This is a genomic window from Streptomyces sp. NBC_01808 (assembly GCF_035917395.1).
Classification (GTDB): Bacteria; Actinomycetota; Actinomycetes; order Streptomycetales; family Streptomycetaceae; genus Streptomyces.
Genome location: NZ_CP109072.1, coordinates 3,185,359 through 3,210,913, shown reverse-complemented (window position 1 = coordinate 3,210,913; position 25,555 = coordinate 3,185,359). Strand labels below are relative to the sequence as shown.

Annotated in this window: 23 protein-coding genes and 1 pseudogene; 17 read left to right on the top strand and 7 right to left on the bottom strand. The window is 72.4% G+C overall.

Annotated features, from left to right (window positions below; translation table 11 throughout):
- Position 1: 1 nt before the first annotated feature.
- On the top strand, positions 2 to 1,009 hold the full coding sequence (locus tag OG946_RS13710; protein ID WP_326796394.1) for a MaoC family dehydratase: 1,008 nt from the start codon (positions 2 to 4) through the stop codon (positions 1,007 to 1,009).
- On the opposite strand, the gene OG946_RS13705 is transcribed toward OG946_RS13710, so the two are convergent.
- A complete protein-coding gene (locus OG946_RS13705) occupies positions 992 to 1,660 on the bottom strand; it encodes a TetR/AcrR family transcriptional regulator (RefSeq protein WP_326796393.1) in 669 nt (222 codons plus the stop codon). The two genes, OG946_RS13710 and OG946_RS13705, sit on opposite strands and share 18 nt — an antisense overlap.
- Before the next feature lie 80 nt (positions 1,661 to 1,740).
- On the opposite strand from OG946_RS13705, the gene OG946_RS13700 reads away from it, so the two are divergent.
- Positions 1,741 to 2,205 (top strand): SCP2 sterol-binding domain-containing protein, encoded by a 465-nt coding sequence (locus OG946_RS13700; protein ID WP_326796392.1) that lies wholly within the window; start codon positions 1,741 to 1,743, stop codon positions 2,203 to 2,205.
- A 47-nt stretch (positions 2,206 to 2,252) separates the two neighbouring features.
- Here OG946_RS13700 and OG946_RS13695 read toward each other — a convergent pair whose 3' ends face one another.
- From OG946_RS13695 to OG946_RS13675, 5 genes are all read right to left on the bottom strand, one after another.
- Entirely contained in the window at positions 2,253 to 3,539 is a 1,287-nt protein-coding gene (locus OG946_RS13695) for a helix-turn-helix domain-containing protein (protein WP_326796391.1), read from the bottom strand.
- A gap of 330 nt (positions 3,540 to 3,869) precedes the next feature.
- The gene (locus OG946_RS13690; protein ID WP_326800241.1) at positions 3,870 to 5,081 is read right to left on the bottom strand and encodes a helix-turn-helix domain-containing protein; all 1,212 of its coding nucleotides are present in this window, start codon (positions 5,079 to 5,081) and stop codon (positions 3,870 to 3,872) included.
- 408 nt (positions 5,082 to 5,489) lie between these two features.
- Entirely contained in the window at positions 5,490 to 6,446 is a 957-nt protein-coding gene (locus tag OG946_RS13685) for a hypothetical protein (protein ID WP_326796390.1), read from the bottom strand.
- Positions 6,447 to 6,590: 144 nt separating this feature from the next.
- Positions 6,591 to 8,153 (bottom strand): DUF6801 domain-containing protein, encoded by a 1,563-nt coding sequence (locus OG946_RS13680; RefSeq protein ID WP_326796389.1) that lies wholly within the window; start codon positions 8,151 to 8,153, stop codon positions 6,591 to 6,593.
- Between the two features lie 120 nt (positions 8,154 to 8,273).
- Positions 8,274 to 8,891, bottom strand: coding sequence for a hypothetical protein (locus OG946_RS13675; protein WP_326796388.1), 618 nt, complete (start codon positions 8,889 to 8,891; stop codon positions 8,274 to 8,276).
- Positions 8,892 to 9,917: 1,026 nt separating this feature from the next.
- Here OG946_RS13675 and OG946_RS13670 point away from each other — a divergent pair.
- From OG946_RS13670 to OG946_RS13605, 14 genes and pseudogenes are all read left to right on the top strand, one after another.
- A complete protein-coding gene (locus OG946_RS13670) occupies positions 9,918 to 10,937 on the top strand; it encodes an ABC transporter ATP-binding protein (protein WP_326796387.1) in 1,020 nt (339 codons plus the stop codon).
- Positions 10,934 to 11,812 (top strand): MlaE family ABC transporter permease, encoded by an 879-nt coding sequence (locus OG946_RS13665; protein ID WP_326796386.1) that lies wholly within the window; start codon positions 10,934 to 10,936, stop codon positions 11,810 to 11,812. The genes OG946_RS13670 and OG946_RS13665 overlap by 4 nt, the downstream gene beginning before the upstream one ends.
- Before the next feature lie 3 nt (positions 11,813 to 11,815).
- Positions 11,816 to 12,697, top strand: coding sequence for an MlaE family ABC transporter permease (locus OG946_RS13660; protein ID WP_326796385.1), 882 nt, complete (start codon positions 11,816 to 11,818; stop codon positions 12,695 to 12,697).
- Complete coding sequence (locus tag OG946_RS13655) at positions 12,694 to 13,977, top strand: MCE family protein (protein ID WP_326796384.1); 1,284 nt, start codon at positions 12,694 to 12,696, stop codon at positions 13,975 to 13,977. Before OG946_RS13660 ends, OG946_RS13655 begins: the two co-directional genes overlap by 4 nt.
- A 250-nt stretch (positions 13,978 to 14,227) precedes the next feature.
- A complete protein-coding gene (locus OG946_RS13650; protein WP_326796383.1) occupies positions 14,228 to 15,259 on the top strand; it encodes an MCE family protein in 1,032 nt (343 codons plus the stop codon).
- On the top strand, positions 15,256 to 16,281 hold the full coding sequence (locus OG946_RS13645) for an MCE family protein (RefSeq protein WP_326796382.1): 1,026 nt from the start codon (positions 15,256 to 15,258) through the stop codon (positions 16,279 to 16,281). The genes OG946_RS13650 and OG946_RS13645 overlap by 4 nt, the downstream gene beginning before the upstream one ends.
- Positions 16,281 to 17,456: an MCE family protein gene (locus OG946_RS13640; protein WP_326796381.1), complete on the top strand. Its 1,176-nt coding sequence runs from the start codon at positions 16,281 to 16,283 to the stop codon at positions 17,454 to 17,456. Before OG946_RS13645 ends, OG946_RS13640 begins: the two co-directional genes overlap by 1 nt.
- Positions 17,453 to 18,871 (top strand): MCE family protein, encoded by a 1,419-nt coding sequence (locus OG946_RS13635; RefSeq protein ID WP_326796380.1) that lies wholly within the window; start codon positions 17,453 to 17,455, stop codon positions 18,869 to 18,871. Before OG946_RS13640 ends, OG946_RS13635 begins: the two co-directional genes overlap by 4 nt.
- Entirely contained in the window at positions 18,868 to 20,133 is a 1,266-nt protein-coding gene (locus OG946_RS13630; RefSeq protein ID WP_326796379.1) for an MlaD family protein, read from the top strand. The genes OG946_RS13635 and OG946_RS13630 overlap by 4 nt, the downstream gene beginning before the upstream one ends.
- Positions 20,130 to 20,672 carry a hypothetical protein gene (locus tag OG946_RS13625; protein WP_326796378.1) on the top strand — a complete coding sequence of 181 codons (543 nt, stop codon included), beginning with the start codon at positions 20,130 to 20,132 and terminating at the stop codon, positions 20,670 to 20,672. The genes OG946_RS13630 and OG946_RS13625 overlap by 4 nt, the downstream gene beginning before the upstream one ends.
- A complete protein-coding gene (locus OG946_RS13620; RefSeq protein WP_326796377.1) occupies positions 20,669 to 21,298 on the top strand; it encodes a nuclear transport factor 2 family protein in 630 nt (209 codons plus the stop codon). Before OG946_RS13625 ends, OG946_RS13620 begins: the two co-directional genes overlap by 4 nt.
- Positions 21,299 to 21,309: 11 nt before the next feature.
- Positions 21,310 to 21,837: pseudogene (locus OG946_RS13615) on the top strand (hypothetical protein); the annotation flags it as partial.
- 115 nt (positions 21,838 to 21,952) lie between these two features.
- Positions 21,953 to 22,693 carry a hypothetical protein gene (locus OG946_RS13610; protein ID WP_326796375.1) on the top strand — a complete coding sequence of 247 codons (741 nt, stop codon included), beginning with the start codon at positions 21,953 to 21,955 and terminating at the stop codon, positions 22,691 to 22,693.
- 86 nt (positions 22,694 to 22,779) lie between these two features.
- Positions 22,780 to 24,123 carry a lytic transglycosylase domain-containing protein gene (locus OG946_RS13605; RefSeq protein WP_326796374.1) on the top strand — a complete coding sequence of 448 codons (1,344 nt, stop codon included), beginning with the start codon at positions 22,780 to 22,782 and terminating at the stop codon, positions 24,121 to 24,123.
- A 109-nt stretch (positions 24,124 to 24,232) separates the two neighbouring features.
- Here OG946_RS13605 and OG946_RS13600 read toward each other — a convergent pair whose 3' ends face one another.
- Positions 24,233 to 24,664 carry an OsmC family protein gene (locus tag OG946_RS13600; RefSeq protein WP_326796373.1) on the bottom strand — a complete coding sequence of 144 codons (432 nt, stop codon included), beginning with the start codon at positions 24,662 to 24,664 and terminating at the stop codon, positions 24,233 to 24,235.
- Positions 24,665 to 24,871: 207 nt separating this feature from the next.
- Here OG946_RS13600 and OG946_RS13595 point away from each other — a divergent pair, with 207 nt between their 5' ends.
- The gene (locus OG946_RS13595; RefSeq protein ID WP_326796372.1) at positions 24,872 to 25,534 is read left to right on the top strand and encodes a TetR/AcrR family transcriptional regulator; all 663 of its coding nucleotides are present in this window, start codon (positions 24,872 to 24,874) and stop codon (positions 25,532 to 25,534) included.
- Positions 25,535 to 25,555 lie beyond the last annotated feature (21 nt).

Sequence of the window (25,555 nt, the reverse complement as noted above, 5' to 3'; positions counted from 1 at the left end):
GGTGGAGACACGGGAGCTGGACAGAGCGCCGCGGCTGCTGCCGCTGTACGGGCGGGCGGTCGTGCCGAAGCGGTGGGGGAGAGCGTACGGGACGGGGGCGGGAGCCGACGGAGGACCCGGCGCCGGAGCCGCCGCGCCCGGAGTCCGGGCCGCCGGGGAGGCCGGGGCGGAGGCCGGCGCCGGGCTGCCCGCCGTCCCCCAGCGCCGCCTGGTCCTCCGCGACGTACGCCCCGACCCCGCCCGCCTCCGCCGCTACGCCGCCGTGTGCGGCTTCCCCGACGACGGCCGGCTGCCGCCCACGTACCCGCACGTCGTGGCCTTCCCGCTCGCCATGTCCCTCATGACCGCCCGCGACTTCCCCTTCCCGCTCCTCGGCCTCGTCCACCTCGCCAACCGCGTCGAGCACCTGCGCCCCGTCGACGCCGGCGAGCGGCTGACGTACGTCGTCGCGACGGGCCGCGCGCAGCCGCACCCGAAGGGCACCGCGTTCCCGGTGGCCGCGCACGCGCGCCTGCGCGGCGAGACGGTGTGGCGCTCGACGAGCACGTACCTGAGCCGCGGGCCACGGACCGGCAACGGCACCGGCTCCGGCGAGCCGCCCGCCGAGGCACCCGGGGCGCCGGAACTCACCGCCGCGGCGCGGGAGGAGAGCTGGCGGCTGCCGGGTTCGCTGGGCCGCTCGTACGCCGCCGCCTCCGGCGACCGCAACCCCATCCACCTGCACCCGCTGACCGCCCGGCCGTTCGGCTTCCGGCGCGCGATCGCGCACGGGATGTGGACCAAGGCGCACTGCCTGGCGGCGCTGGCGGCCGAACTGCCCGGGGCGTACGCGGTGGACGTGTCCTTCCGCGCGCCGGTCCTGCTGCCGGCGGCGGTGCGCTTCCGCGCGGAAAGGGCCGAACAGGCCGAACGGGCGGAACACGCGGCGGGCGGCTGGGCGTTCGACGTCCGCGGCGCGGACGGCGGCCGCGCGCACCTGCGGGGCGCCGTCTCACCCCTGGGCGGCTGACGGCTCCGGCGGCGGCGGTGGCGCCCAGGTCTCGCCGTCGAGCACGTTGCGCATGCCCACCCAGACCATGTTCATCAGCCGCCGTGTCATGCCCTCCGGCGACTCGGCGGGATGGTCGGCCATCCAGTCCGTCAGCGCGTCGGCCGCGCCCACGATGGTGTGCGCGACGAACTCGGCGTCCTCGTCCCCGAGCCGGGCGGGCCCGCCGTTCTCCTCGATCCCGGTCCGTACCAGCGCGGTGACCTCCGCCATCACCGCCCGCCGCGCCCGCGCCGACTCCGCGGCGATGGCCTCGCTCAACTCGGCGGCGTGCCGGTGCAGCACGACCCAGCCGTCGCGGTGCTCGGAGACGAACGAGAAGAACGCCCGCAGCCCCGCCCGCAGCCGCAGCTCCGGCGTCAGCACCCCCTCGGCCGCCCCCTGGAACGCGGCCACCAGCCGCTCCGCCTCGCGCCGCAGGCAGGCGATGAAGAGCCCTTCCTTGGACTCCAGATAGAGGTAGACCATCGGTTTGGATATGCCGGCCAGCTCGGCTATCTCGTCCACGGAGGCGGCGTGGTAGCCGCGCTTGGAGAAGACCCGTACGGCCACGTCGATGATCTGCTGCTCCCGCACCTGCCGGGGAAGCCGCCGCCTGCGCTTTTCGGTCACGCTTGCGAGCGTACTCTGCCGCCTCCTATATTTAACGATCGAGTAAGTCTACTATTCGGTAAGGAAGATGGGGTGTGCGGATGACGGACGACACGTCGGGGCTCAAGGGCCTGGACTTCGCCGCGGTGTCCCCCGAGGAGTACGCGCGCATCGTCAAGGGGCTCTCCTCGCGGGAGATCGAGGAGCTGGCCCGGGACGAGGCGCTGCGCGCGAGGGTCGTCGGGGAGGTCTTCCGGCGGATGGAGCAGCAGTTCCGTCCTGACAGGGCCGGGGAGCTGGAGGCGGTCATCCGCTGGCGGATCGCGGGTGTGACCGAGGTGGTGTACGACGTGACCGTCTCGGGCGGCGCCTGCTCGGTGCGCGAGGGGATCGGCGAGGCGAAGCCGCGGGTGACGCTGGACATGGGCGACGAGGAGTTCCTGAACGTCACGTCCGGGAACGCGGGGCCCGTCAAGCTCTTCATGACGCGGAAGCTGAAGGTCACCGGAGACGTGGCGCTCGCGCTGAAGCTGACGAGCATGTTCGACATCCCCAAGGCCGACTGAGCGCGGGCGACCCCCGTCGCCCCGCCCGGTCCTGCCGGCGCCGGTCGTCAGCCCGGCGGTTCGGTGCGTTCCGTGCGTTCCGCGCGTTCGGTACGTCCCGTACGGCCCGTGATCGGGCCCGTCGACGGCAGGTCCGCCTGGTCGCGCAGCCAGAGCGCGCGCAGTGTCGCCTCCAGGGCGAAGCGCCGGTCCGGCTCGGTGAGCTGGGAGCCGAAGTGCTGGCCGAGGGTCCGCATCCGGTAGCGCACGGTCTGCGGGTGGACGTGCAGTTGCTCGGCGATGCGCCCCGCGGTGCCGCGCGTGGTCAGCCACACCCGCAGGGTCTCCACCAGCCGTTCGCGCCGGCCGGTCGTCACGGCGGCCAGCGGCTGGAGCTGGCGGCCCGCCATCTGCTCCACGAGGGCGGGGTCCGTGAGCAGCCACAGGGTGAGCAGGTGGTCCTCGACCCGTACCGGGGAAGGGGCGCGGATCGCGCCCGACTCGACCATGCCGAGGGCCTGCCGCGCCCAGCGCAGCGAGTCCGCGGTCTTGTGCAGCGGCACGGTGAGGCCGACGGCCACGCCTACCGGGCCCAGCGCGACGTCCAGCGCCTCGCGCCGCCCGTCGTCGAAGGGGCCGGGGATGAGCAGGTACGGGTGCGGGCCCGCGGTGTCTGCCAGGACGTCCTCGGGCAGCCCGGTCAGCGACGTGAGCCGTTCCGCCGGCATCAGCGCGGCCGGCGTCACCTCCTCGGGTAACTGCCAGCGGGCCTGGGCGGCGATGTCCTCGACGGTGTGGCGCGGCACGGGCGGCTCGGCGACCAGCGTCCGCAGCAGCCGCCTGCGCAGGCTCTTCAGCCGCTCCGCCGAGTCGGCCTCCGCCTGGAGGTAGCCCTCCCTGGCCAGCTCCGACAGCTCGTCGATGTAGGCGAGCAGGGCGTCGGCGAAGGCGTTCATGACGTGCGAGGCGAGGTGGTTGCGCTCGCCCACGACCATCGCGCGCCGCCACGCGACCCGGCCGCCGATGCGGTACGCGGACTGCAGGGTGTCGAGGCTGCGGCCCTCCTGAGCCTCGAACCGGCCGAGTCTTCGGTGCACCTCGGCGAGGTGCGCGGCGCGTTTGCGGGGCGTCGCGACCCGGTCGGTGAAGGTGTTCAGCGACTGCCGGACGCCGAGCCGCAGGGCCCGGTCGTACGCCTCGCCCATCTGGAGCCCGTACTCGGGCACCGCACCGCGGATCGCCGCGACGATCTCCCGGTAGAGGCTCGGTAACTCCGGCCGGATCAGCGCGGCCAGTTCCCGCGGCAGCGGCTCGGGCGGCTCGGCCAGTGCGACTGCCTGCACTTCGGACGGCATAGGTCTACCCCTCACGCCGCCGGCGAGGCGGGGGGACACCGACCCGGTGGGGGGTGTGCAAGTCAGGTGCCCTGCCGCACGGTGGTGCCGGCAGCTCACTGTTCGGATGAAGATCCGCGGGCGCCCGGCCTGCGGCGCACCGGTGACCGCGGTGTTGCGTGGCATGTTCGGTACCGCGAGGAACGTGTAGCCCACACAGAGTGGATGCGGCACTACTCACCCGGCAAGCGCTCGTACGCATCTTTTGTACGCGGGTGATAGTTCGCCGCCTCCGCGCCGGGCCGGGCGGAGGTCGCGTACGGGTCGCGTACGGGCCGTGCGCGGGGGCGCTCAGCCGCCGTCGCCGCGCTGCCGCAGATGCAGGGTCCGTACCGCGACCTCCACCGCGAACCGCTCGTCGTGGTCGTCCAACTGCGCGCCGAAGAGCTGGTGGAGGCTGCGCAGCCGGTAGCGCACGGTCTGCGGGTGGACGTGCAGCAGCCGCGCCATCCGCGCCGCGGTGCCGCGGGTCGTCAGCCAGACCCGTAACGTGTCGACCAGCCGCTCCCTGCGCACCGGCGTGTGGCCGGCGAGCGGCGCCAACTGCCGCCGGGCCAGCTCCTCGGCGAGCGGCGGGTCGGCCATGAGCCACAGCGTCACCAGGTGGTCGTCGCAGGCGAACACCGGCTCGTCGCGGACGATGCCGGTCTCCGCGTGCGCCAGCGCCTGCCGGGCCCAGCGCAGCGAGTCCGCGGACCTGGCGAGCGGCACCGTCACGCCGAGGGCGGCGCGGCAGCCGGCGAGCGCCGCGGCGAGCATGGCGCGGCGCTCCTCGGTGAGGGGCCCGGGAACGAGCAGGTGGGGCTGCGGGTCGGCGAGTTCGACGAGCACGTCGGGGTGGAGCGGCCTGGGGTCCGGGCGGCGGTCGGCGGTCAGCGCGACGGGCGTCGCCACGTCGGGCAGCGGCCAGCCGGCGCCGTCGGCGAGTTCGGTGACGGCGGGGTGGGCCAGGGGCAGCGCGCCGCCGGAGAGCAGCAGCCGCAGCAGCCGCCGCCGCCGCGCCTCGGCGTCCTCGGGACCCGACTGCGCCTCCCGGTAGCCCTCGCGGCACAGCTCCTCGGTCGCGTCGACGTGCGCGAAGACGGCGTCGGCGAACATCGCCATGAGGGTGGGCGAGATGTTGTAGCGGGTGCCGACCGTCTTGGCGCGGCGCAGCGCCACGCGCGCGCCGATGCGCAGGGCCGAGCGCAGGTACTGGAAGCTGCGGCCCTCGTACGCCTCGAACCTGCCGAGCCGCCGGCACATTTCGTCCCTGCGGCCTGTCGGGGATTTCGGGTTGGCCACCTGCTCGACGAACGCGGCGAGATTCTGCTCGACGCCCTGCTGCAATACCTCCCCGTACGGGCCTTCCAGCAACTGGTCGTATGCGGGGATCGCCCTTCTGATCTCCACCGCGATTTCCTCGACGAGGCTGGGCAGTTCCGGTCGCATGATCGCGGCGAACTCCGGCGGCAGCGGCTCGGGCGGCTCGACGAGTCCGGCGGCGGGTCCTGCGTCTGGCATCTGCATGACTCCTCCCACCCCGGGGCGGAGCCCCATCGGCGGGGCTCCGCTTGCGGGTGGTGCGATGAGACGGGGCGGTGATACGGGGGGTGGGGCCGCGCACATGCCGCCAAGCATGCGCGGTGGGGCGGCCGTACGGGAGTGGAACGCGCGCGATTGCGCACCGGGCGACAAAAGCCGAGGGGGGAACACTTGCGTGGTGACAAGCGCGTCCTTTTTTGTCCCCTGGGCTGCGCCGGATTCCCGTGAGGTCCTCGACACGCACCGGAAGACGCGCGGAAATCCCTCACGGGAAGGGAACTCGTGCGCAAGAAAAGGGCAGGACCGCACCACGTCCGTCGCCCCACCGGAACACACGGCGGTGGCCGGCCACCGGGTGTGGCCGGCCACCTCATGCGGGCAGCGTGTTCAGCGCACCGCCGAGTGCCAGTACTGGGACAGCAGCTTGCCGTTGTCGGGCGCGATGAGGCCCGGGGCCGTGAGGGCCGCCATGTAGGTCGAGGCGTCGTTCAGGACGAGGTCGTTGTTGCCCGAGGCGGACGGGAGTCCTGTCTTCAGGTTCACGGCCAGGTCGATGAGGCCGAGCAGGCCGCAGCCCGTCGCGCCCGGTACGGAGAACGCGGAGTCGCCCTGGTCGGCGCCCGGCAGCTCGATCCTCGTCATCGCCGCTTCGGGTGCGGGGTTGGGGGTGCCGTCGCTGTCGAAGCGGGTCGCGCCGAAGGACGGCTGGGTGAGGTTCGCCGGGCGGAGGACGACCGGCTTCGAGGCCGAGCCGATGTAGCACGAGTCGGCCAGGAACGGGTTCTCCAGGTGGATCCGTACCGGCAGGGTCACGATCGGCTTGCCCGTGGTCGCGCCCGCCAGCAGGTCGAAGTTCGACGGGGAGCCGACGGACTCCATCGTCGCCGTGATGCGGTTGAGGCCGGAGTTGGTGATCGAGTCGCAGATCTGGCTGACCACCGGGATGTCGCTCGGGCACATCAGACCGAGCAGCCCGCCCGGCACGGTGGCCGGGTCGGCGACGAGTGCGCCGGCCTTGGGCGGTACGACCTCGAAGGTGCCCGCCGCGGTGTTCTGGACCAGGCCGAACTGCAGGTTCGAATTCCCCGCCGTCACCTCGGTGTTACCGAGCTTGATGGCACCGCTGGCCGAGGCCGAGGACACGCACTGGGTGACGAAGTCGTTGCCGTCCGCGGCCAGCATTCTGGGGTCGTCGACCGGACAGCGGGTGAAGGGCCCCCAGGAACCGTTCAGCTCGGTGGCCGCGGCGGCGTTCGCCGTGGACATTCCCAGGGAGACGAAGGCGGTGAAGGCCGTGAGCGCGCACAGCAGCGAAGCCTTTACCCCGTTTCTGACTGCTTTCATGCTTCCCTTTCCGGTCGGGCCCACTCCGTGATCGCGGTCATGGGAAAGGGTCGTCCGCACAACCGGGCATGGGCGCCTGGACAGTTGGATGGTGACCTGTGACGTACCGGCCCCCGGGTGGCCGGGGGCCGGAAGCGGGAGAGCTCAGCGTTCGGCCTGGGGGATGTCCCGGGGGGAGAACTCCTCGGTACAGCCGCCGTTGCCTTCGGGGCTCCGCCAGGAGCAGGCCCCGCCCTGCGTCTGCTTGAGCAGGTTGCCGGGCCCGGACACCGAGGCGGTGAACAGGGGGTCGAGGTCCTCTTCCGCACCGCAGCCCTCGAAACGCGGGATGGTGACGTTTCCGGGCAGGGTGCCGCCGGCGCCGAGCGTGTATCCGTCGAAACTGCCGTCCGGATTACGGAAGGTGAACCCGGAGAGCACCATGTGGTCCTTGGTGTCCTGCGCCGGATCGGGGTCCTTGGAATAGAGCGGTCCCGCGGTGCGGCAGTCCGGTCCGACGTCCAGGGGCGTTCCGTTGACCCGTACGTCGGTGATGCGGATCACCAGGGAGATTCTGATGACGGCGGTGGCCTCACCCTGCGTGACGTCGAAGATGTGGGTCTTCGAATCGGCGACGACCCGCATCGGCCCCTTCTGTTCGAGCACCATGGTGGCGGTCGTCGGCATGAAGCCGAAGGTGAGGAAGGTGGCCTTCACGGGGGGCGACTGAGGGCGGCCCTTGTACATCAGCTCGCCGTCACCGGTGCCGTGGATATAGGCCCACGGGAACTCGATTTTGATAGACGGCTCGTACTGCAGGAAGAGGCCGCACATCAAGGGGAGCCGGGCCGCGCCCTTCAGCTTTTCGACGTTCGAGAACCCGGTGATGTACGCGGACAGCGACTGCACGTTGGTGACGTCCGAGGGGCAGGGCGGTGCGTCCTCCCGCGGGTCCGCGGGTGCCCCCGGGGACGCCGGCTCGCCCGCCTCGGTCTCCGGGGTGACCGTGCCCCCGCCGTCGCGCGGGTCGTCCGGGTCGCCGTCGTCCGGGCTCCCCTCTCCGGGCGGGCTGCCGGCCGGCGGGCTCTCCCCGTCGTCGGGGCCGGTCACGGAGATGCTCGCGAGCAGCAAGTCGGCGCCTTCCACGGGGGAGCAGGCCACCGAGAGCGGTTCCGGTGCCGCCTCGCCGCTGTCCGCGGCCGGGCTCGCGGTGAGGTCCAAGGCCAGGTCGCCGGCCGCGACCGTCAGGTCGCCGGGCGTCTGCGTCGTCATCGACGGCGCCAGACCCGGCGCGGGCAGCGTGACGTCACCCGTGTCCGGAAGGGGGACCTCGCCCTCGGTCGCCGCCGTCCACTCCGCCTCCGCCGTGTCCTCGCCCTGGGCGACGGCGGTGTCGAGCGACACCTGCGCGCTCAGCGCACCGGGCCTGCTCGCGGAGATGCCGGAGAGCGCGGACTCCGGGAGCCGGATCTCGACGGCCACCTCCTGCGGCTGGATCTCCTCGCCGATGTCCACCCGGTCCGGGAGTTCGGCGGCGATGCGTACATGGACGTCCTGCCCGCCGGAAGGGAATTCGCAGGCGTACGGGATCTCGGTGTCGACGGTCTTGGTCCCCGCCGCGGCGCTCTCGGCCGGGATCGCCGCGGCCACGAGCAGGGCGGCGACCACCGCTCCGGCGCGCGGGGTGATGCGCGGTCTGCGGCTCTTCGCCGCGTCGCTCTCGGTCACGACTTGCTCGATCCCTTCAGGACCTCGGCGGGACGCCGACGGCTGGCACATGCCCGGGCTGCCCGGCCGTCGGGAGAGGGCCGGGCAGCTTCACGTCAGGCGTCGTTCACTGGCGGGTCGTCACGAGGGCGGGTTGGACCCGACGATGCTCGGCTTGCCGCCGCCGGGGATCGTGACGTCGTACACCGAGTCGAAGCTCGGCTTGTCGCCGTTCTTGGCGATGTCACCGCAGTTCACGGAGTTCGCGACCAGCAACTCGCCGGGCAGGCTGTCGACCGTCAGCTTCCCGGTGGCGTTGCTGTAGTTCCCGGACGCCTTGCCGACGACGTCGAAGGTGCACGCCAGGACGGCGAGCTTGGCGGTGACGTTGCCGATGTTCCCCTTCGTCACCCCGGCGCTGTAGTCGGCGGCGTTCAGCGACCACGGCTCGACGGTGTCGACGTTGAGGGGCCCGAAGGGGGTCGTGCAGTTGTTGAAGGCGACGGCCGCGATATTGCCGACCGCTGCCGGGTTGCCCGTCTTGCTGGACAGAGTGCCCGAGGCCGTGGAGTTCGTACAGGTGAGCAGGATGCCGTTGAGTTCGAGCTTCGTCGAACTCGAAACGGCGTTGAATGCCTGCGGGCTGCCGGGGCCGACCGTCCACACGGTGGAGGGGTCCGCGGTGGCGGGACCGGCCGCCATGGCGATGGAGCTGACCGCAACGGCCGCTCCTACGGCGAACTTGCGGATCTTGCGCATTCTCGTCCTCGCATTCGTCGAGTTTGCAGGACAGGAGGGCAGTGCCGAGCCGAGAATCAGCGCACCGTGATAGGGGGGCACAATGAATACATACACTGTGCTCGTGGGCTCCGAGCGTTTGCCGGCGTCAATTGTGCAGGCCGGCCCGCCTGAATAAGCCAACATCTCAGCTACTGACGGGTACCGTAGCCACATCCGCAAGAGGGCACAACACCTTCGCCGGGAAACTATCCAAGAAGTCCCGCGGCCGTGTCGTTTCTGTCAAATCATTGTCATGCGGTGACAATCGGGCGCTTGCCGGGCGCGCAGTCGCTGACAAATCCGGAAGTCGCCCCGCCGGGCAGGCGGTTGAGCGTACGGGCCGCCTGAGCCGTACGGCGTCCGCCGGCCGCCGGACCGCGCTGGTCAGGGCGGTGCGGGCCCGCGGCGCGCGCCCGCTCCCGCGCGTCGTGCGCGTCGGAGCCTTCTTTTTGCCCTGGCTGATTTCGTTGTCACGGGATGAGGAACGGCGGTACGCGCGCGGCCGTTCCCGGCGGTCCCCGGATTGTCAGCCGGTGACAATCCGGCGGGTCCGATTGCTCAGCGGACGACAAGAAAATACCCGCTGGTAAGGAGCCGGTGACTTTCCCTGCCACGGCTATTGATTCCCCGGTTACCCGTGCGTAGCGTCTCCCTCCGCAGGTGCTCGTGCAGCCCGTCCCCCAGCAAGGCCGCACCGAAGAAGTCGGGTCCGCCGCCAGCGTGGATCCCTCAGGCGCAGAGGCCGCACCGGCTGCTGCAGGACTGCTCATGGAGTGATGCACGCATGTGCACGGCAGAACACGCATCGCGCAGAAGCCGGGCCCGGCCCGCTCCTCTTTGCTCACTCGGAGACAAACGCGTCGCCCGGGATTGTCACCGGATGCCAGTCGTCGTTTGCGGCAGGGGCACCAAGGCGCCGGCCGTGCTGTGCTGTGCCCGCACCGGAGTTGACGGGACCGGCCGCGGTGTACACGGCCGGCGCTGCGCACCCGCCAGGGGGCTGTGATGGGAATCGAAGTCGTCGTGGACGGCCTGACGAAGTCCTTCGGCCGGCAGAACATCTGGCGCGACGTCACGCTGACGCTGCCGGCCGGCGAGGTCAGCGTGATGCTGGGCCCGTCCGGCACCGGGAAGACCGTGTTCCTGAAGTCGCTCATCGGCCTGCTCAAGCCCGAGGAGGGGCAGGTGCTGGTCGACGGCGTCGACATGGTGAACAGCCGCGAGCGCGACGTCTTCGAGGCCCGCAAGAAGTTCGGCCTGATGTTCCAGGACGGTGCCCTCTTCGGCTCGATGAGCCTCTTCGACAACGTCGCGTTCCCGCTGCGCGAGCACACCCGCAAGAAGGAGTCCGAGATCCGCCGCATCGTCATGGAGCGGATGGACCTCGTCGGCCTCGGCGGCGCCGAGGGCAAGCTGCCGGGCGAGATATCAGGCGGCATGCGCAAGCGGGCGGGGCTCGCCCGCGCGCTCGTCCTGGACCCCGAGATCGTGCTGTGCGACGAGCCGGACTCCGGTCTCGACCCGGTGCGTACGGCGTTCATCTCGCAACTCCTCATCGACGTCAACGCGCAGATCGACGCGACGATGCTGATCGTCACGCACAACATCGACATCGCCTCCACCGTCCCCGACAACATCGGCATGCTCTTCCGCCGCAACCTCGTCACCTTCGGCCCCCGCGAGGTGCTGCTGACCAGCGAGGAGCCGGTGGTCTCGCAGTTCCTCAGCGGCAGCAGGCTCGGCCCCATCGGCATGTCGGAGGAGAAGGACGCGGCCACGCTCGCCGCCGAGGGCTTCGACCCCGACGGCGCCTCCGGTACGGGCCCGCGCGAGATCGTGCCGCAGTTGGAGCCGTCGCCCGGGATGCCCCCGCGGCAGGCGGTGGACCGGCACCGCGAGCGGGTGCTCGGCATGCTGACACACCTGCCGACCGCCGCCCGCCAGGCCATCCTCGCCGGCATCGGCGGCTCGGTCGCCCACGCGAAGACGCTGACCATGCCCGCGCCCCCGGAGGAGCGGCCATGACCACGACCCTGCCGCCCGTGCCGCACCCACCCGACCCCCCGGACCCGGACCCCGGCGAGGAGCCGGAGGCCGCCGGGCAGCCGGCGCCGCCGCGCCCGGCCTGGTCCGTGCCCGGTGCGGGTGCGCTGCGCGAGACCGGGAAGCTCTTCGCGCTGGCGCTGTCCGTCGCCCGGCTGTCGTTCAAGCGGCCGTTCCAGTTACGGGAGTTCGTCGAGCAGTTCTGGTTCATCGCCAGCGTGACGATCCTGCCCGCGGCCCTGGTGTCGATCCCGTTCGGCGCGGTGATCGCCCTCCAGGTCGGCTCGCTCACCCAGCAGTTCGGCGCGCAGTCCTTCACCGGCGGCGCCAGCGTGCTCGCGGTCATCCAGCAGGCGTCACCGCTCATCGTGGCGCTGCTGATCTCCGGCGCCGGCGGCTCGGCGATCTGCGCCGACCTCGGCTCCCGGAAGATCCGCGAGGAGCTGGACGCGATGGAGGTCATGGGCGTCTCGCCGGTCCAGCGGCTCGTGGTCCCCAGGGTGCTGGCCACGATGGGCGTCGCGGTCCTGCTCAACGGGCTGGTCTCGGTCGTCGGCACGCTCGGCGGCTACTTCTTCAACGTCATCCTCCAGGGCGGCACCCCCGGCGCGTACCTCTCCAGCTTCTCCGCCCTCGCGCAGCTTCCCGACCTCTACATCAGCGAGATCAAGGCGCTGATCTTCGGCTTCATCGCCGGCATCGTCGCCGCCTACCGCGGCCTCAACCCCCGCGGCGGCCCGAAGGGCGTGGGCGACGCGGTCAACCAGTCCGTCGTCATCACCTTCCTGCTGCTGTTCTTCGTCAACACCATCCTGACGTCGATCTACCTGCAGGTCGTCCCCCCGAAGGGAGGCTGAGCGATGGCCCTGGCCCAGAAGGACGGCACGGCGGGGGAGTACGAGCGGGGCCCCCGGCGGCTGCGCGCAGGACGGCTCCTCGACCGCCCGCTCTCCTGGCTCGACCAGGCCGGCGACCAGCTCGTCTTCTACGTACGCGCCCTGCTGTGGACCCCGCGGGCCGCCCGCCGCTACCTCAAGGAGGTGCAGCGGCTGCTCGCGGAGGTCGCCTTCGGCAGCGGCGGCCTCGGCGTCATCGGCGGCACGATCGGCGTGATGTTCGCGATGACCCTGTTCACCGGCACGGTCGTCGGCCTCCAGGGCTACGCGGCCCTCAACCAGATCGGCACCGCCGCCTTCACCGGCTTCGTCTCCGCGTACTTCAACACCCGCGAGATCGCCCCGCTCGTCGCCGGCCTCGCGCTGTCCGCCACCGTCGGTGCCGGCTTCACCGCCCAGCTCGGCGCGATGCGCATCAACGAGGAGGTCGACGCGCTGGAGGGCATGGGGGTGCGCTCCATGCCGTACCTCGTCACCACCCGCATCATCGCCGGGGTGGTGGCGATCATCCCGCTCTACGGGATCGGGCTGCTCAGCTCGTACCTCGCCTCTCGCGCCGTGACGGTCCTCTACAACGGGCAGGCAGCCGGCACGTACGACCACTACTTCAACCTCTTCCTCTCCCCGACCGACGTGCTCCTGTCGTTCATGAAAGTGCTGATCTTCAGCGTGATGGTGATCCTGGCCCACTGCTACTACGGCTTCCGCGCCACCGGCGGCCCCGCCGGGGTCGGCGTCGCCGTGGGGCGCTCGGTCCGTACCGCGATCGTGCTCATCGCGGTCACCGACTTCTTCCTCAGCCTGGCGATCTGGGGCACCACGACCACGGTGAAGGTGTCCGGATGAGCGGCCTGGAGACGGCGGGACGCAGGACCGCGGGGCTGGTGTTCCTGCTGGTGATGGTGCTGCTCGTGTGGCTGTCGGTGGCCGTCTACCACAAGGAGTTCACCGACACCGCGACCGTCACGGTCGAGACCGGCAGCGTCGGCAACGAGATGCACCCGTACGCCGAGGTGAAGATGCGCGGCGTCGTCGTCGGCGAGGTGCGGGAGATCTCCGCGGAGAACGGCGGGCGGACCGCCCGGCTGACGCTCGCGCTCGACCCCGGGCAACTGGACCGGATCCCCGCCGACGTGTCCGCGCAGATGCTGCCCACCACGCTCTTCGGCGAGCGGTTCGTCTCCCTGGTCCCGCCCGCGGACGGGGGCACGGCCGGCGAGACGCTGGCGGCGGGCAGCGTCATCCCGCAGGACCGCAGCGAGAACGCCATCGAGCTGGAGCAGGTGCTCGACAACGTGATGCCGCTGCTCACCGCCGTGAAGCCGGCGAAGCTCTCCGCCACGCTCACCGCCATGGCCGACGCGCTCGACGGCCGCGGCAAGAAGCTCGGCGACACCCTCGTCGAACTGGACGAGCACCTGCGGAAGCTCAACCCGCACCTGCCCACGCTCAACCGCGACATCCGCGAACTGGTCGAGTTCGGCCACCTGTACGCGGACACCGTCCCCGACCTGGTCAAGGCGTTGCAGGACGCGACGACGACGAGCGGCACCATCGCCGAGAAGGCCGAGGACCTGGGCGGGCTGTACGGCACGCTCACGACCACGTCGCAGGACCTGGACACCTTCCTGGAGCAGAACCGGGAGAACATCATCCAGTTGTCCGCCGACGGCCGGCCCACGGTGGAGAAGATCGCCGAGTACGCGCCGTCGTTCCCCTGCACGCTGCGTACCCTCGCCGACTTCGTGCCCGTGATGGACAAGGCGCTCGGCAAGGGCACCGCCGAGCCGGGACTGCACGTCGACGTCGAGGTGCTGCCCGCCCGCGGCAAGTACGTGCCCGGCCGGGACGCCCCGCGCTTCGACGCCGGCGGCGGCCCGCGGTGCTACGGCGTCCCGTACACCGGCGCGCCCGCCAGGAGCGGCACCGCCGCGGGCCGGCCGCAGTCCGCGAAGACCCTGGCCACCGACGACGACGCCCTCGGGCTGCCCAACTCCCCGGAGGAGAACCAGCTCGTCAACGAACTCCTCGCGGCCGGCGGCAAGAGCGCCCCGGCCGACCTGCCCGACTGGTCCAGCGTGCTTGCCGGACCAGTCTTCCGCGGGACGGAGGTGCGGCTGAATTGAATCCTCCCCCCGCTCAAGCAAGGGGATTTCTGGCTCACGTTGCCCAGTCGCCCTTCGGACGCCCAGGTCTTCCACGATCAACACCAGCCGGGTTGAAACCTGCCCGGGTTCTTACTGCAAGAAGAGGTGGTGCTGTGCGCGCTTGGTTCTCGCTACGCACGATGCCAGCTTGGTTCTCGCTTAGCGTAGTTGATCGTACACGCTACGGAGGGTGTGGTGTCAAAGGCCGGTGCATCCTCGGAGGTATCAGGTGACCAGAAGAAGCCTCGCCGGCCCCCTCGTGAAGTCCCTCGTCTTCGTCGTGGTCACCGCGCTCGCCACCACCGCGCTCGCCTTCTCCATCGCCAACACCGGCGTCGGCCCCACCGACGGCTACAGCGCCCGGTTCACCGACGTGACCGGCCTGGTCGAGGGCGACAGCGTGCGGGTGGCGGGCGTGAAGGTCGGCGAGGTCGAGTCCATCGAGCTGAGCGGACGGCGGTACGCGCGGGTGGAGTTCACCGTACGCGAAGGGCGTGAGCTGCCCGCCTCCGTCAACGCCTCCGTGAAGTACCTCAACATGGTCGGCCAGCGCTACATCGACCTGGAGCAGGGCGAGGGCCCGGTGGGGCGGTCGCTCGCACCCGGCGGCACGATCCCGCTGGAGCGCACCCGGCCCGCGCTCGACCTCACCGAGCTGTTCAACGGCTTCCAGCCGCTGTTCCAGGGGCTGTCGCCGCGGGACACCAACCAGCTCGCGAACGAGATCGTCCAGGTGCTCCAGGGGCAGGGCGGGACGGTCGACAGCCTCGTCGAGACGGTCGGCTCGCTGACCAGCACGCTGGCCGCCAAGGACCAGGTGATCGGCGAGGTCATCGACAACCTCACCGAGGTGGTGGAGACCGTCAACACCCGCGAGAAGGAGTTCAACGACCTGCTCGTGACCCTCCAGGACCTGGTGTCCGGCTTCTCCGACGACCGCAAGCCGCTCTTCCGCGCCGTCGACGCGATGGGCGAACTGACGGCCACCACCGCCGGTCTCGTACGCGACGGGCGCGCCCCGCTGAAGGAGGACATCCACCAGGCCGGCCGGGTCGCCGGGCGGCTGGCGGACAACGTGCCGCTGGTGGAGGAGTTCCTCGAACAGACCCCGGTGAAGATGGCGACGCTGGGGCGGCTGGCCTCGTACGGCTCCTGGTTCAACCTCTATCTCTGCGAGGCGCGGGTGACGGGCGTGAGCATGTCCGACGGCAGCGAGCCGCCGACCGGGATCACGGTCCAGCCGCCGAGGTGTGAGCGATGAGAGTGCCTCGGCTGAAGCCGGTACGCGAACGCAACCCCATCGCCGTGGCGCTGGTGGGGCTGCTGGTCCTCGCCCTGGGCGGGTTCGCGGCGTACCGCGCCGACGCGCTGCCGGGCGTCGGCGGCGGTACCTCCTATACCGCCCACTTCTCCGAGGCCGCCGGGCTGCGCTCCGGTGACGAGGTGCGGGTGGCGGGCGTGAAGGTGGGCGAGGTCGACGAGGTCCGGCTCGACGGGCCCAGGGTCGCGGTCGACTTCACGGTGCGCGACGCCTGGATCGGCGACCGGTCCATCGCCGCCATCGCCATCGAGACGCTGCTCGGCGAGAAGTACCTGGCCGTGGATCCGCTGGGCAGCGTCCGGCAGGACGCCGGCCAGCCGATCCCGGTCGAGCGCACCACGTCCCCGTACGACGTGACGCAGGCGTTCCAGGACCTGTCGTCCACCGTCGGCGAGCTGGACACCACGGCGCTCGCGGAGAGCTTCGAGGTGATCTCGGAGACCTTCGAGGACACCCCGCCGAACGTGCGCAAGGCGGCGAACGGGCTGGCGGACCTGTCGCAGACGATCTCCTCCCGGGACGCGGAACTGGCCCGGCTGCTGTCCGGCAGCGACGAGATCACCAAGACGCTGAAGGACCAGAACGACACGTTCGAGACGCTGCTGAAGGACGGCAACGACCTGCTCGCGGAGGTACGCGCCAGGCGCGACGCGATCCACGCCCTCTTCACCGGCACCCGCGACCTGGCGAAGGAGCTGGACGGGCTGGTGGAGGAGAACGAGGAGCAGATCGGCCCGACGCTCGACGCCCTCGACCGGGTCACCGGCGTGCTCCAGGCCAACGAGAAGAACCTCGACAAGGCGCTGGCCACGGCCGGTCCGTACTACCGGCTCGTCGGCAACACCCTCGGCAGCGGCCGCTGGTTCGACAGCTATCTGTGCGGGCTCGTGCCGCGGGAGTACGCGCCGGACGTAGTCCCGGACCGCGGGTGCCTGCCGCCCAAGCCGAAGGGGGGCCGATGATGCGACGGCCTGGAACGGGCGCGTTCCGGCGGATCCGCGCCGCCGCCGGCCGGCTGGGGGGCCGCAGACCCCTCGCGCTGCTGGTGACCGCGGCGGTGCTGTCGGCCGCAGGTATCTGGGGCGTACGGGCGCTGACGGGCCCCGACGGCAAGGAGGTCACCGCCTACTTCGACTCCGGAGTCGGCCTGTACGGCGGCTCGGACCTGCGGATCCTGGGCGTCAAGGTCGGCACCGTCGACTCCGTCGAGCCCGAGGGCGACCGGGTGCGCGTCGAGCTGACCCTGGACCACGGCGTGCAGGCGCCCGCCGACGTGCAGGCGGCGGTCATCGCGCCGAGCGTGGTCTCCGGCCGCTACGTGCAGCTCAGCCCCGCCTACTCCGGCGGGCCCGAACTCGCCGACGGCGACGAGATCCCCGTCGAGCGCACCGCGACCGCGGTGGAGATCGACGAGCTGTACGCCTCCCTCACCGACCTCAGCGACGCCCTCGGCCCCGACGGCGCCAACGCCACCGGAGAGCTGAGCAAGCTGCTCGAAACCGGCGCCCGCAACCTGGAGGGCAACGGCAAGGAGATCGGCGACAGCATCGACCGGTTCGGCGACGCCGCCCAGACGCTCTCCGGCCGCAGCGGCGATCTCTTCGGCACGATCGAGAACCTCCAGTCCTTCACCACCATGCTGAAGGAGAACGACCAGCAGGTGCGCGACGCCGAGCAGCAGCTCGCCGACGTCGGCACCTTCCTCGCCGAGGACAAGGACGAACTGGCCGCGGCGCTGGAGGAGCTGGGCAAGGCGCTCGGCAGGGTGCAGGGGTTCATCAAGGACAACCGCGGCCGGCTCAAGGCCAACGTCGACAAGCTCGCCGAGCTGACCCGCATCCTCGTGGACAACCGCGCCTCGCTCGCCGAAGCGCTGGACGCCGCGCCGCTGGCCACCGACAACCTGCTGCGCGCCTACAACCCCGGCAAGCGCACCATCGACGGCCGCGGCAACCTCAACGAGCTGAGCATGGGCGGCCCGCCGGACGCCGGTCTGGCGGAGGACGGCGGCGGCAGCGCCACCGGCCGCGAGGGGCTCGTACCGGCGCCCGCGGAGCGGCAGGAGGAGCTGCCCGGGCTGCCGCTGCCCGCGGTCGGCGACGTCTACGGCACGCCGGAACAGGGAGGCGGGCGATGAACTGGCACGTCAAGACGGTCGCCGGGGTCGTGGCCGCCGCGCTCGTCATCGCCTCGCCGCTGGTGGTGAGGGAGGTCTACGAGTCCGCGGACGTCGAGTTCACCGGCATCCAGGACCTGCCGCTGCCCGGCGGCGCCGACCTCGGCGGCCACCCGTACGAGGTCACCGCCGAGTTCGAGGACGTGCTGAGCCTCGTGCCGCAGTCCTCGGTACGGGTCAACGACGTTGCCGTCGGCCGGGTCACCGACATCGAGGTCGCCGACGACCGGTGGACCGCCGTGGTCACCATGAAGGTCAACGGCGACGTGCGGCTGCCGGCCGGCGCGTACGCCCGGATCGAGCAGTCGAGCCTGCTGGGCGAGAAGTACGTCCAGTTGATCGCCCCGCCCGAGGAGAAGCAGGTCGACGCGCAGCAGGCGGGCGACCTCGGCACCGCCCCCGGGGACGTGACCACGGCGGTCCTCCCCGACGACGGCAAGACCGACATCCCGCTCGCGCGCACCAACCGCAACCCGGAGGTCGAGGAGGTCTTCGGCGCCCTGTCGATGCTCCTCAACGGCGGCGGCATCGAGCAACTGCGCACCATCAGCCGGGAGCTGAACAACGCGCTCCAGGGCAACGAGCCGCAGGTCCGCTCCATGCTCAAGCGCGTCGACACCCTGATGACGAGCCTCGACGACAACAAGGACGGCATCACCGACGCGCTCGACAGCGTCAACCGGCTGTCCGCCACCCTCGCCACCCGCAAGACGGAGATCGGCGTCATCCTCGACGACCTCAGCCCCGGCATGAAGGTGCTGGAGGAGCAGCGCGGCGCGCTGGTCACCATGCTGCGCTCGCTCGACCGGCTCTCCGACGTCGCGGTGGAGACCATCGACGCGAGCAAAGAGGACATGATCGCCGACCTCAGGGCCCTGGGCAAGGTGCTGAAGAACTTCGCCGACGCCGGGCAGGCGCTGCCCGCCTCGCTGGAGGTGCTGCTCACGTACCCCTTCACCGACGAGGTGCTGCGCGGCGTCAAGGGCGACTACCTCAACATCTACCTCGGCGTCACCGCCCCTCGGGGCACGGAGCTGATCCCGCCGCTGACCGAGGAGTCCGTGCCCGGCTCCACCGGGCCGAGCACCACCGTCGACCCGCGCGCCGCCCCGCCCGGCACCGCCCTCGCGCTGCCGCTGCCGCTCCCGTCCGTGGGACCGACGCCGCCGGGTGCCGACCCGTCGGCGTCCCCGGACCCGGGCGGTCCGGCGCCGGACGACACGGGCCCCGGGGATACGGGGTCCGCCTCTCCCGGCGGCGGCCCGTCCGACGGCGCCGGCACGCCGTCGGGGTCGCCGCCGGGCAGCCCGTCCGCCACGGAGCCGGAGTCGCCGCCGGCGTCCGGCAGCGAGTCGCCCGGGGGTGAGGGCCGGTGATCACCAGGTCCGTCATCGTCAAGAACATCGTGTTCGCCCTCGTCGCGGTGCTCGTCATCGGCTACGTCGGCGTGCGCTACGCCGATCTCGGCCGCTACGTCGGCATGCGCGACTACTACACGGTGCGCGTCGAACTCGCCGAGACCGGCGGGCTGTTCCCGCACGCGGAGGTCACCTACCGCGGGGTGTCGGTCGGGCGCGTCGGGTCGGTCGAGCTGACCGGCACGGGCGTCGAGGCCGAGCTGCAGATCCGCGACTCGGCCCCGCCGATCCCCACCGACCTGTCGGCCGACGTCGCCAACTACTCCGCCGTGGGCGAGCAGTACATCGACCTCAAGCCCGCCGCCGACTCCGGCCCGTACCTCGCCGACGGCGCCGTCGTCGGCCGCCAGCACACCGCGACGCCCGCGCCCGTCACCAACCTCCTCACCAGCGTCGACTCCTTCGCCACCTCCGTCGACACCGGCGAGCTGCGCACCGTCGTAGACGAACTCGGCGACGCCCTCGCCGGGCAGGGCGACAACCTCCAGCGGCTCCTCGACACCGGCAGCGAGTTCATCCGGGCCGCCGACGCGGCGCTGCCGTACAGCACCCGGCTCATGATCGACGGCGAGACGGTGCTGCGCACGCAGAACGACTCCGGCGAGGCGCTCCAGGAGTTCGCGAAGGGCGCCGAGGAGCTGACCGCGCAGCTCAAGCGCTCCGACGGCGACCTGCGCCGCGTCGTCGAGGCGGGCCCCGGCGCCGCGAGCCAGGTCACCGGGCTGCTGCGCGACCTCGACCCGAGCCTGAGTATCCTGCTCGCGAACCTGCTGACCACCTCGGAGATCGCGGTCACCCGGCAGGACGGCCTGGAGCAACTGCTCGTCCAGTTGCCGCAGGTGGCCGCCGCCGGCTCCACCGCCATCACCTCCGACGGCGCCCGCTTCGGCATGGCGCTCAGCTTCTTCGACCCGCTGCCCTGCACCCAGGGGTACGGATCCACGACGTACCGCAACGGCCTCAAGACCAGCCCGGCGGGCTTCAACACCGCCGCCCACTGCACCGCCCCGGCGTCGAGCGGCGTCAACGTCCGCGGCTCCGCGCACTCCCCGGGCGGCGGCGGGGTGCCCGAGCCAGCCAGGCCCGGCTCGGGACTCGCCGACGACCGGCCGGGCACCCGCGCCGCGCCCGGAGCCCTGCCCGGCGCGCTCGGGCTGCCCGCGGTCGGCGACGGGCCCACCGACATGGCCGGGCTGCTCGGCCTGAAGGAGGCGCGATGAGCCCCCGACTCCCGTACGTCCGCAGCGCCCCGCCGCGGCGGACGCTCGTCGCCGCACTCGCCGTCGCGCTGGTCCTCGCCTTCGCCGGCTTCTCCGCCTGGCGCTACGCCGCCGCCGCGACCCGCGAAGAACTGGACTTCGGCCGCGAGCGCGACCGCGTGCTGGCCGCGGGCCAGGAGCACATCGGGACGCTCAACAGTATCGACGCGGCCGACCCCGAGGCGGGCCTGGCGCGCTGGCAGGACGCCACCACAGGACCGCTGCACGAGGACCTGCGCCGGTCGCGGGCCGCGAGCGCCGACGCCTTCGACCGCGCGGGGGTCACGGCCCGCGCGACGGTCACGGAGGCCGCCGTCACCGAGCTGGACACGCGCGCGGGCACGGCGAAGGCCCTGGCCACGGTGCGGGTGGAGACGAGCGGCGGGGCGGACGGGGAGCGTACGGACCGCAAGCGGTTCGAGGCGGGCCTGGAGCGGACGGGGGACGGCTGGAAGATCGCGTCGCTCACCGCGATCACGGTGGAGGGGAGCGATTCATGAGCCGGGACAGCGACAGCGGGAGCACGGCGGGCGTGGCCGTCGACGCGCGCGAGCGGGATGCGGCGGAGTCCGCCGAGGCCGAGTCCGGCGAGTCCGGCGGTGAGGGCCGTACGGGATCCGCCGCCGCCCGGCGCCGCTGGCGGGCCGCCGGGGTCGCGGCGCTGGTCGCGCTGCTCCTCGCCGGCACCGGACTCCTCGTCCAGGCAGCCCGCCTCAACGGCGACGACGCGCTGGCCAACAGGGCGCTCACCGACTCCTCCGGCACCGCCGCCGTCGCAGGCGACGTCAGCAACGCGCTGAGCAAGGTGTTCTCGTACGCGCCGGAAGACCCCGGCGTCACCGCGCGGGACGCCGACGAACTCCTCGCCGGACGCGCCCGCGAGCAGTACCGGCAGCTCTTCGGCCGGATCCGGCAGCGGGTCGTCGCCCAGGAGCTGACGCTGACGACCCACGTCGTACGCGCCGGGGTGATCCGGCTCGACGGCGACGACGCCACGCTGCTCGTCCTCCTCGACCAGATCACCGAACGCAAGGGCAAGGACCCGACGAGCGTCGGCGCACAGCTCTCCGTGACCGCCGAGCGCCAGGACGGGCAGTGGCGCATCACCGACCTGAAGTCCCGCTAGCGAAAGGGCGGATCGACGTGAGCCTGAGGAAGAACCCCCTGCTGACGCTGGCCCTCGTGGCGGCCGCGCTGGCGGCGGTGCTCGCGGCGTGGGCCGGCACCTCCTGGTACGCGGCCGCGCACGACGACGCGGCGGACTTCGCCGCCTCCCGGGACGACGCGCTGGCCGCCGCCCGGCAGGCTGTGACGAACCTCAACACCCTCGACCACCGCGATCTCGACGAGGGCCTGGACCGCTGGGAGGCGTCCGCCACCGGCGAACTCCTCGCCCAACTGCGGCAGGGGCGCGAGGGGTTCGAGAAGGAGGTGGCGAAGGCGGAGACCGTGACCACGGCCGAGGTGCTGTCGGCGGCGCTCACCGAGCTGGACGACCGGGCCGGCCGGGCGGACGTGCTGGTCGCGGTCCGTATCACGGTCGCCGCGCCCGGGGAGAAGCCGCAGGCCAAGGAGAGCCGGATGCTCGGCGAGGTCACCCGCACCGGCGACGGCTGGAAGCTCAGCGCCCTCGGGCAGGCGCCCGCGGGAGACTCCGCGGGCGGGGACGCGGGCGAGGGGTCCGGCCGGGGCGCAGCGCAGGGCACCGGCCAGGGATCGGGCTCGGACTCGGGCCGGGCCGGCGAAGCCGGGCAGTGAACTTCCGGAGAGGACCGCACAGATGTCGACCACCCGCCACCTGATCAACCGGCGCCGCCGCACCGCACCTCCCGCCGAGGAGGCGCGGAAGCCGGCCCGGCGGCAGCCCGCGGCGGCCGTGCGGGCCAGGCCCGGGAGCAGGACCGCGGCCCGTCCTGCGGAGCCCGCGGGGAAGCAGACCCCGGCGCCGGCCCGCAGGTCGCGGCCCGGTGCCCGGGACCGTACCGCCGGGGACCGTATCGGCGCCTCGACGCCCCCGCGCGGCGGGCGGCTTGCCGCGGTGCTGGGCGCCGCCGCCGTGCTGCTCGGCTGCTTCGCGGCCTTCGCCGCCGTGCAGGCGAGCGGGGGCGGCGATCCCGCGGCCGACAACGCCGCGCTCGTGGACGCGCCGCTGACCAGCGAGATCAAGGGCGGCGTCGGCGAGGCGGTGGAGGCGGTGTTCTCCGTCGACTACACCGACCTCGACGAGAACCGGAAGGCGGCCCGTACGTACCTCACCGGCAAGGCCGTCGCCCAGCACCGGCAGATGCTCGCGGACGTCCGCGAGCAGGCACCGTCGCAGAAGCTCGTCCTCACCACCACCGTGACCGACTCGGCGGTGGAGCTGGCCGACGGCGGCGCGGCCCGCGTGCTGGTCTTCGCCGACCAGCGCAACACCCGTACGGACACGGACGAGACGTCGTACGGCGCCGCGATGGTCGCGGTGGACGCGGTGAAGGACGACGGCAGGTGGCGGATCTCGAACATCGACACCTTCGGCTGACGGCCCGGGCACGAGGCGAGCACGACCGCCGCCGCGCACCACGACCACGGCAACCGCAACCCTCGACTTCGCCGGGAGGCAGGTCCATGGCTTCACTCAGCAGGATGCGCCACAGCGTGGCGACGGCGGCGCTCGCGGCGGCGGCGATGGTCGCGCTGACCGCCTCGCAGGCCCCCGGCGACGAGGCCGACCGGGCGGCCGGCGGCGGCGGGGCGGAGGACCGGCTCGACACCGCGCCCGTGCTGCCGCCGGGGACGCCGGGCGACGGGCAGTACCACACCGAGATCCCGCCGCTGCAGGGCATGGACCCGATCGTCAGCACGCAGCCGACGCCGCCCGCGGTGATCGAGCAGCAGTCCGGCGTCCCCGCGACCGTGCTCGACGCGTACCGGAAGGCGGAGCGGCGGCTCGCGGTCGGCGATCCCGGCTGCGGGCTGCCGTGGGAACTGCTGGCCGCCATCGGCAAGGTGGAGTCCGGGCACGCCCGCGGCGGCGCCGTCGACGCGGACGGCACCACCCTCACCCCGATCCTCGGGCCGGTCCTCGACGGCAACGGCTTCGCGAACATCTCGGACACCGACGGCGGCCGCTACGACGGCGACACCGGCTACGACCGGGCCGTGGGGCCGATGCAGTTCATCCCGTCGACGTGGGCGGGGTGGGCCGCGGACGGCAACGGCGACGGGCGCTCCGACCCGGACAACGTCTACGACGCGACGCTGGCGGCAGGGCACTACCTGTGCGCGGGCAACCGGGACCTGACGGTGGCCGCCGACCTGGACCGGGCGATCCTCAGCTACAACTACTCGCGGGACTACCTCGACACCGTGCTGGCCTGGCTGGGCTTCTACCGCTCCGGCGTGCACGCGGTGCCGGACGGCACGGGCGTGCTGCCGGCCAGCTCCGGCGCGGGCAACCCCCGTTCCGTACCGGAGGAGGGGAGCAGGAAGACGCCGGGCGGCGGTTCCGAAGGTCCCGGCGGCGGGATCGTGGTCGGGCCGCGGCCGAGTCCTTCGGACGGCGGTTCCGGCGGTTCCGGTTCCGGGGGCTCGGGCGGCACGGGCGGATCCGGCGGCACGGGCGGATCCGGCGGTACGGGTGACTCCGGCGGGTCCGGCGACCCGGGCGGTACGGGCGACCCCGGCGGCGATCCGGGCGGCGGCGACCCGGGCCCCAGCCCCAGCGACCCGGGCGAGACCGGCGGTTCCGGCGACCCGGGCGGCAGCGGCGACCCGGGCGGCGACCCGGGCGGCAGCGGCGACCCGGGCGGCGACCCCGGCGGCGGCACGGGCGACCCCGGCGACCCGGACCCCAGCGACAGTTGCTCCGCCGGCCCCGGCGAGACCCCCTCGTCGAGCCCCGGCGACGACCCGGGCGCGTCCCCCTGCCCGGACGACTCCACCTCGCCGGACCCGTCGGGCACGACCTGACGGGGGTGCCGGCACACGATCGCCCGGTCCGCGCCGAGGCGCCGACCGGGCGATCGACCGCGGCCCCGCTGCCTGCGCAGCCGGGCCGCAGGGTGCGTACGGCGTCCGCTCAGGCCAGCAGTTCGGCGTTGAGCGTGATGTTCTCGACGCCCGCCAGCGCCTTGCTCACCGGGCAGTTCTTCTTGGCGTCCTCGGCGGCGGCCTGGAACTCCTCCTCGGACAGCCCCGGCACGGTCGCGCGCACCGTCAGCACGATGCCGGTGATGCCCTCGCCGGGCTGGAACGTCACGTCGGCGCTGGTGTCCAGGGACTCCACGGTGTGGCCCTTGCCGGCCAGGCCGTGCGAGAAGGCCATGGAGTAGCACGCCGAGTGCGCCGCCGCGATCAGCTCCTCGGGGCTGGTCTTGCCGCCGGGCTCGGCGGAGCGGGCCGGCCAGCTCACGTCGTAGGTGCCGATCTTGGAGGACTCGAGGGCGACGGTCCCCTTGCCCTCGAGCAGGTTGCCCTCCCAGTGGGTCTTCGCGGTGCGGGTGGTTGCCATGGCGGTCAGCCTCCGAGTCTGGAGCGAAAGACGGTACGTGCCCCAAGTTATCGGTGCCGGGGCGCGCGAGGGCGTCCGGCCCTGGGCCGTACGCCCGCGTGGCGCAGATCACAGCGAAGCCGGGAAATAGCGGGGAGTGCTTCCCCGTTTAGCTGGTGTCCGAAGGAAGCGGGGAGTGATTCCCCGGAAGCCACCAGGGAGGCAACCATGGGCAGGGGCAAGGGTGCCACGCTCACCGGGCAGCGGCAGCCGCGCATGCGGGCCGACGCCTCCCGCAACCGTGAACGGATCATCGACGCCGCCCGGGAGGCGTTCGTGGAGTGGGGCCCGGACGTCCCGCTCGACGAGATCGCCCGCCGCGCAGGCGTCGGCAACGCGACGGTCTACCGGAACTTCGCCGACCGCCGCGAGCTCATCCTCCAGGTGACCCTGGAGTCCATGCGCCGCATCGCCGACCTGGCGGAGGCCGCGCTCGCCGAGGACACGGAGGCGTTCGAGGCGCTGCGGGGCTTCGTGCACCGGGGTGCCGACGAGCGGATCGGGTCGCTGTGCCCGCTGCTCGTCGACGGCTTCGACCACGCGGCGCCCGAGGTGATCGGCATGCGCGAGCGGCTCGACACCGCGCTGGAGAACCTGATGGCGCGGGCCCGCGCCGAGGGCACGCTCCGGTCGGACGTGGGCGTCGGCGACCTGATGGTCGCGCTCGCCCAGCTCACCCGGCCGCTGCCGGGCCTGGAGTGCGGTGTGGGGTTCGACACGTATATGCACCGGCATCTGGAGCTGTTCCTCGACGGGCTGATGAATCCGGCCAGGTCAACGCTGTCCGGCAGCGCCGCTACGTTCGAGGCTTTGCGGCAGAAGGGCACGTAAATGAGGTGATCCGCGAGCGGT

What these genes read in the sequence shown, in the direction of transcription:
- OG946_RS13700 (WP_326796392.1), top strand. Translation starts at nt 1,741, where the DNA reads ATGACGGACGACACGTCGGGGCTCAAGGGCCTGGACTTCGCCGCGGTG.
- OG946_RS13695 (WP_326796391.1), bottom strand. Translation starts at nt 3,539, where the DNA reads ATGCCGTCCGAAGTGCAGGCAGTCGCACTGGCCGAGCCGCCCGAGCCG.
- OG946_RS13690 (WP_326800241.1), bottom strand. Translation starts at nt 5,081, where the DNA reads ATGCCAGACGCAGGACCCGCCGCCGGACTCGTCGAGCCGCCCGAGCCG.
- OG946_RS13685 (WP_326796390.1), bottom strand. Translation starts at nt 6,446, where the DNA reads ATGAAAGCAGTCAGAAACGGGGTAAAGGCTTCGCTGCTGTGCGCGCTC.
- OG946_RS13675 (WP_326796388.1), bottom strand. Translation starts at nt 8,891, where the DNA reads ATGCGCAAGATCCGCAAGTTCGCCGTAGGAGCGGCCGTTGCGGTCAGC.
- OG946_RS13670 (WP_326796387.1), top strand. Translation starts at nt 9,918, where the DNA reads ATGGGAATCGAAGTCGTCGTGGACGGCCTGACGAAGTCCTTCGGCCGG.
- OG946_RS13665 (WP_326796386.1), top strand. Translation starts at nt 10,934, where the DNA reads ATGACCACGACCCTGCCGCCCGTGCCGCACCCACCCGACCCCCCGGAC.
- OG946_RS13660 (WP_326796385.1), top strand. Translation starts at nt 11,816, where the DNA reads ATGGCCCTGGCCCAGAAGGACGGCACGGCGGGGGAGTACGAGCGGGGC.
- OG946_RS13655 (WP_326796384.1), top strand. Translation starts at nt 12,694, where the DNA reads ATGAGCGGCCTGGAGACGGCGGGACGCAGGACCGCGGGGCTGGTGTTC.
- OG946_RS13645 (WP_326796382.1), top strand. Translation starts at nt 15,256, where the DNA reads ATGAGAGTGCCTCGGCTGAAGCCGGTACGCGAACGCAACCCCATCGCC.
- OG946_RS13640 (WP_326796381.1), top strand. Translation starts at nt 16,281, where the DNA reads ATGCGACGGCCTGGAACGGGCGCGTTCCGGCGGATCCGCGCCGCCGCC.
- OG946_RS13635 (WP_326796380.1), top strand. Translation starts at nt 17,453, where the DNA reads ATGAACTGGCACGTCAAGACGGTCGCCGGGGTCGTGGCCGCCGCGCTC.
- OG946_RS13625 (WP_326796378.1), top strand. Translation starts at nt 20,130, where the DNA reads ATGAGCCCCCGACTCCCGTACGTCCGCAGCGCCCCGCCGCGGCGGACG.
- OG946_RS13620 (WP_326796377.1), top strand. Translation starts at nt 20,669, where the DNA reads ATGAGCCGGGACAGCGACAGCGGGAGCACGGCGGGCGTGGCCGTCGAC.
- OG946_RS13610 (WP_326796375.1), top strand. Translation starts at nt 21,953, where the DNA reads ATGTCGACCACCCGCCACCTGATCAACCGGCGCCGCCGCACCGCACCT.
- OG946_RS13605 (WP_326796374.1), top strand. Translation starts at nt 22,780, where the DNA reads ATGGCTTCACTCAGCAGGATGCGCCACAGCGTGGCGACGGCGGCGCTC.
- OG946_RS13600 (WP_326796373.1), bottom strand. Translation starts at nt 24,664, where the DNA reads ATGGCAACCACCCGCACCGCGAAGACCCACTGGGAGGGCAACCTGCTC.
- OG946_RS13595 (WP_326796372.1), top strand. Translation starts at nt 24,872, where the DNA reads ATGGGCAGGGGCAAGGGTGCCACGCTCACCGGGCAGCGGCAGCCGCGC.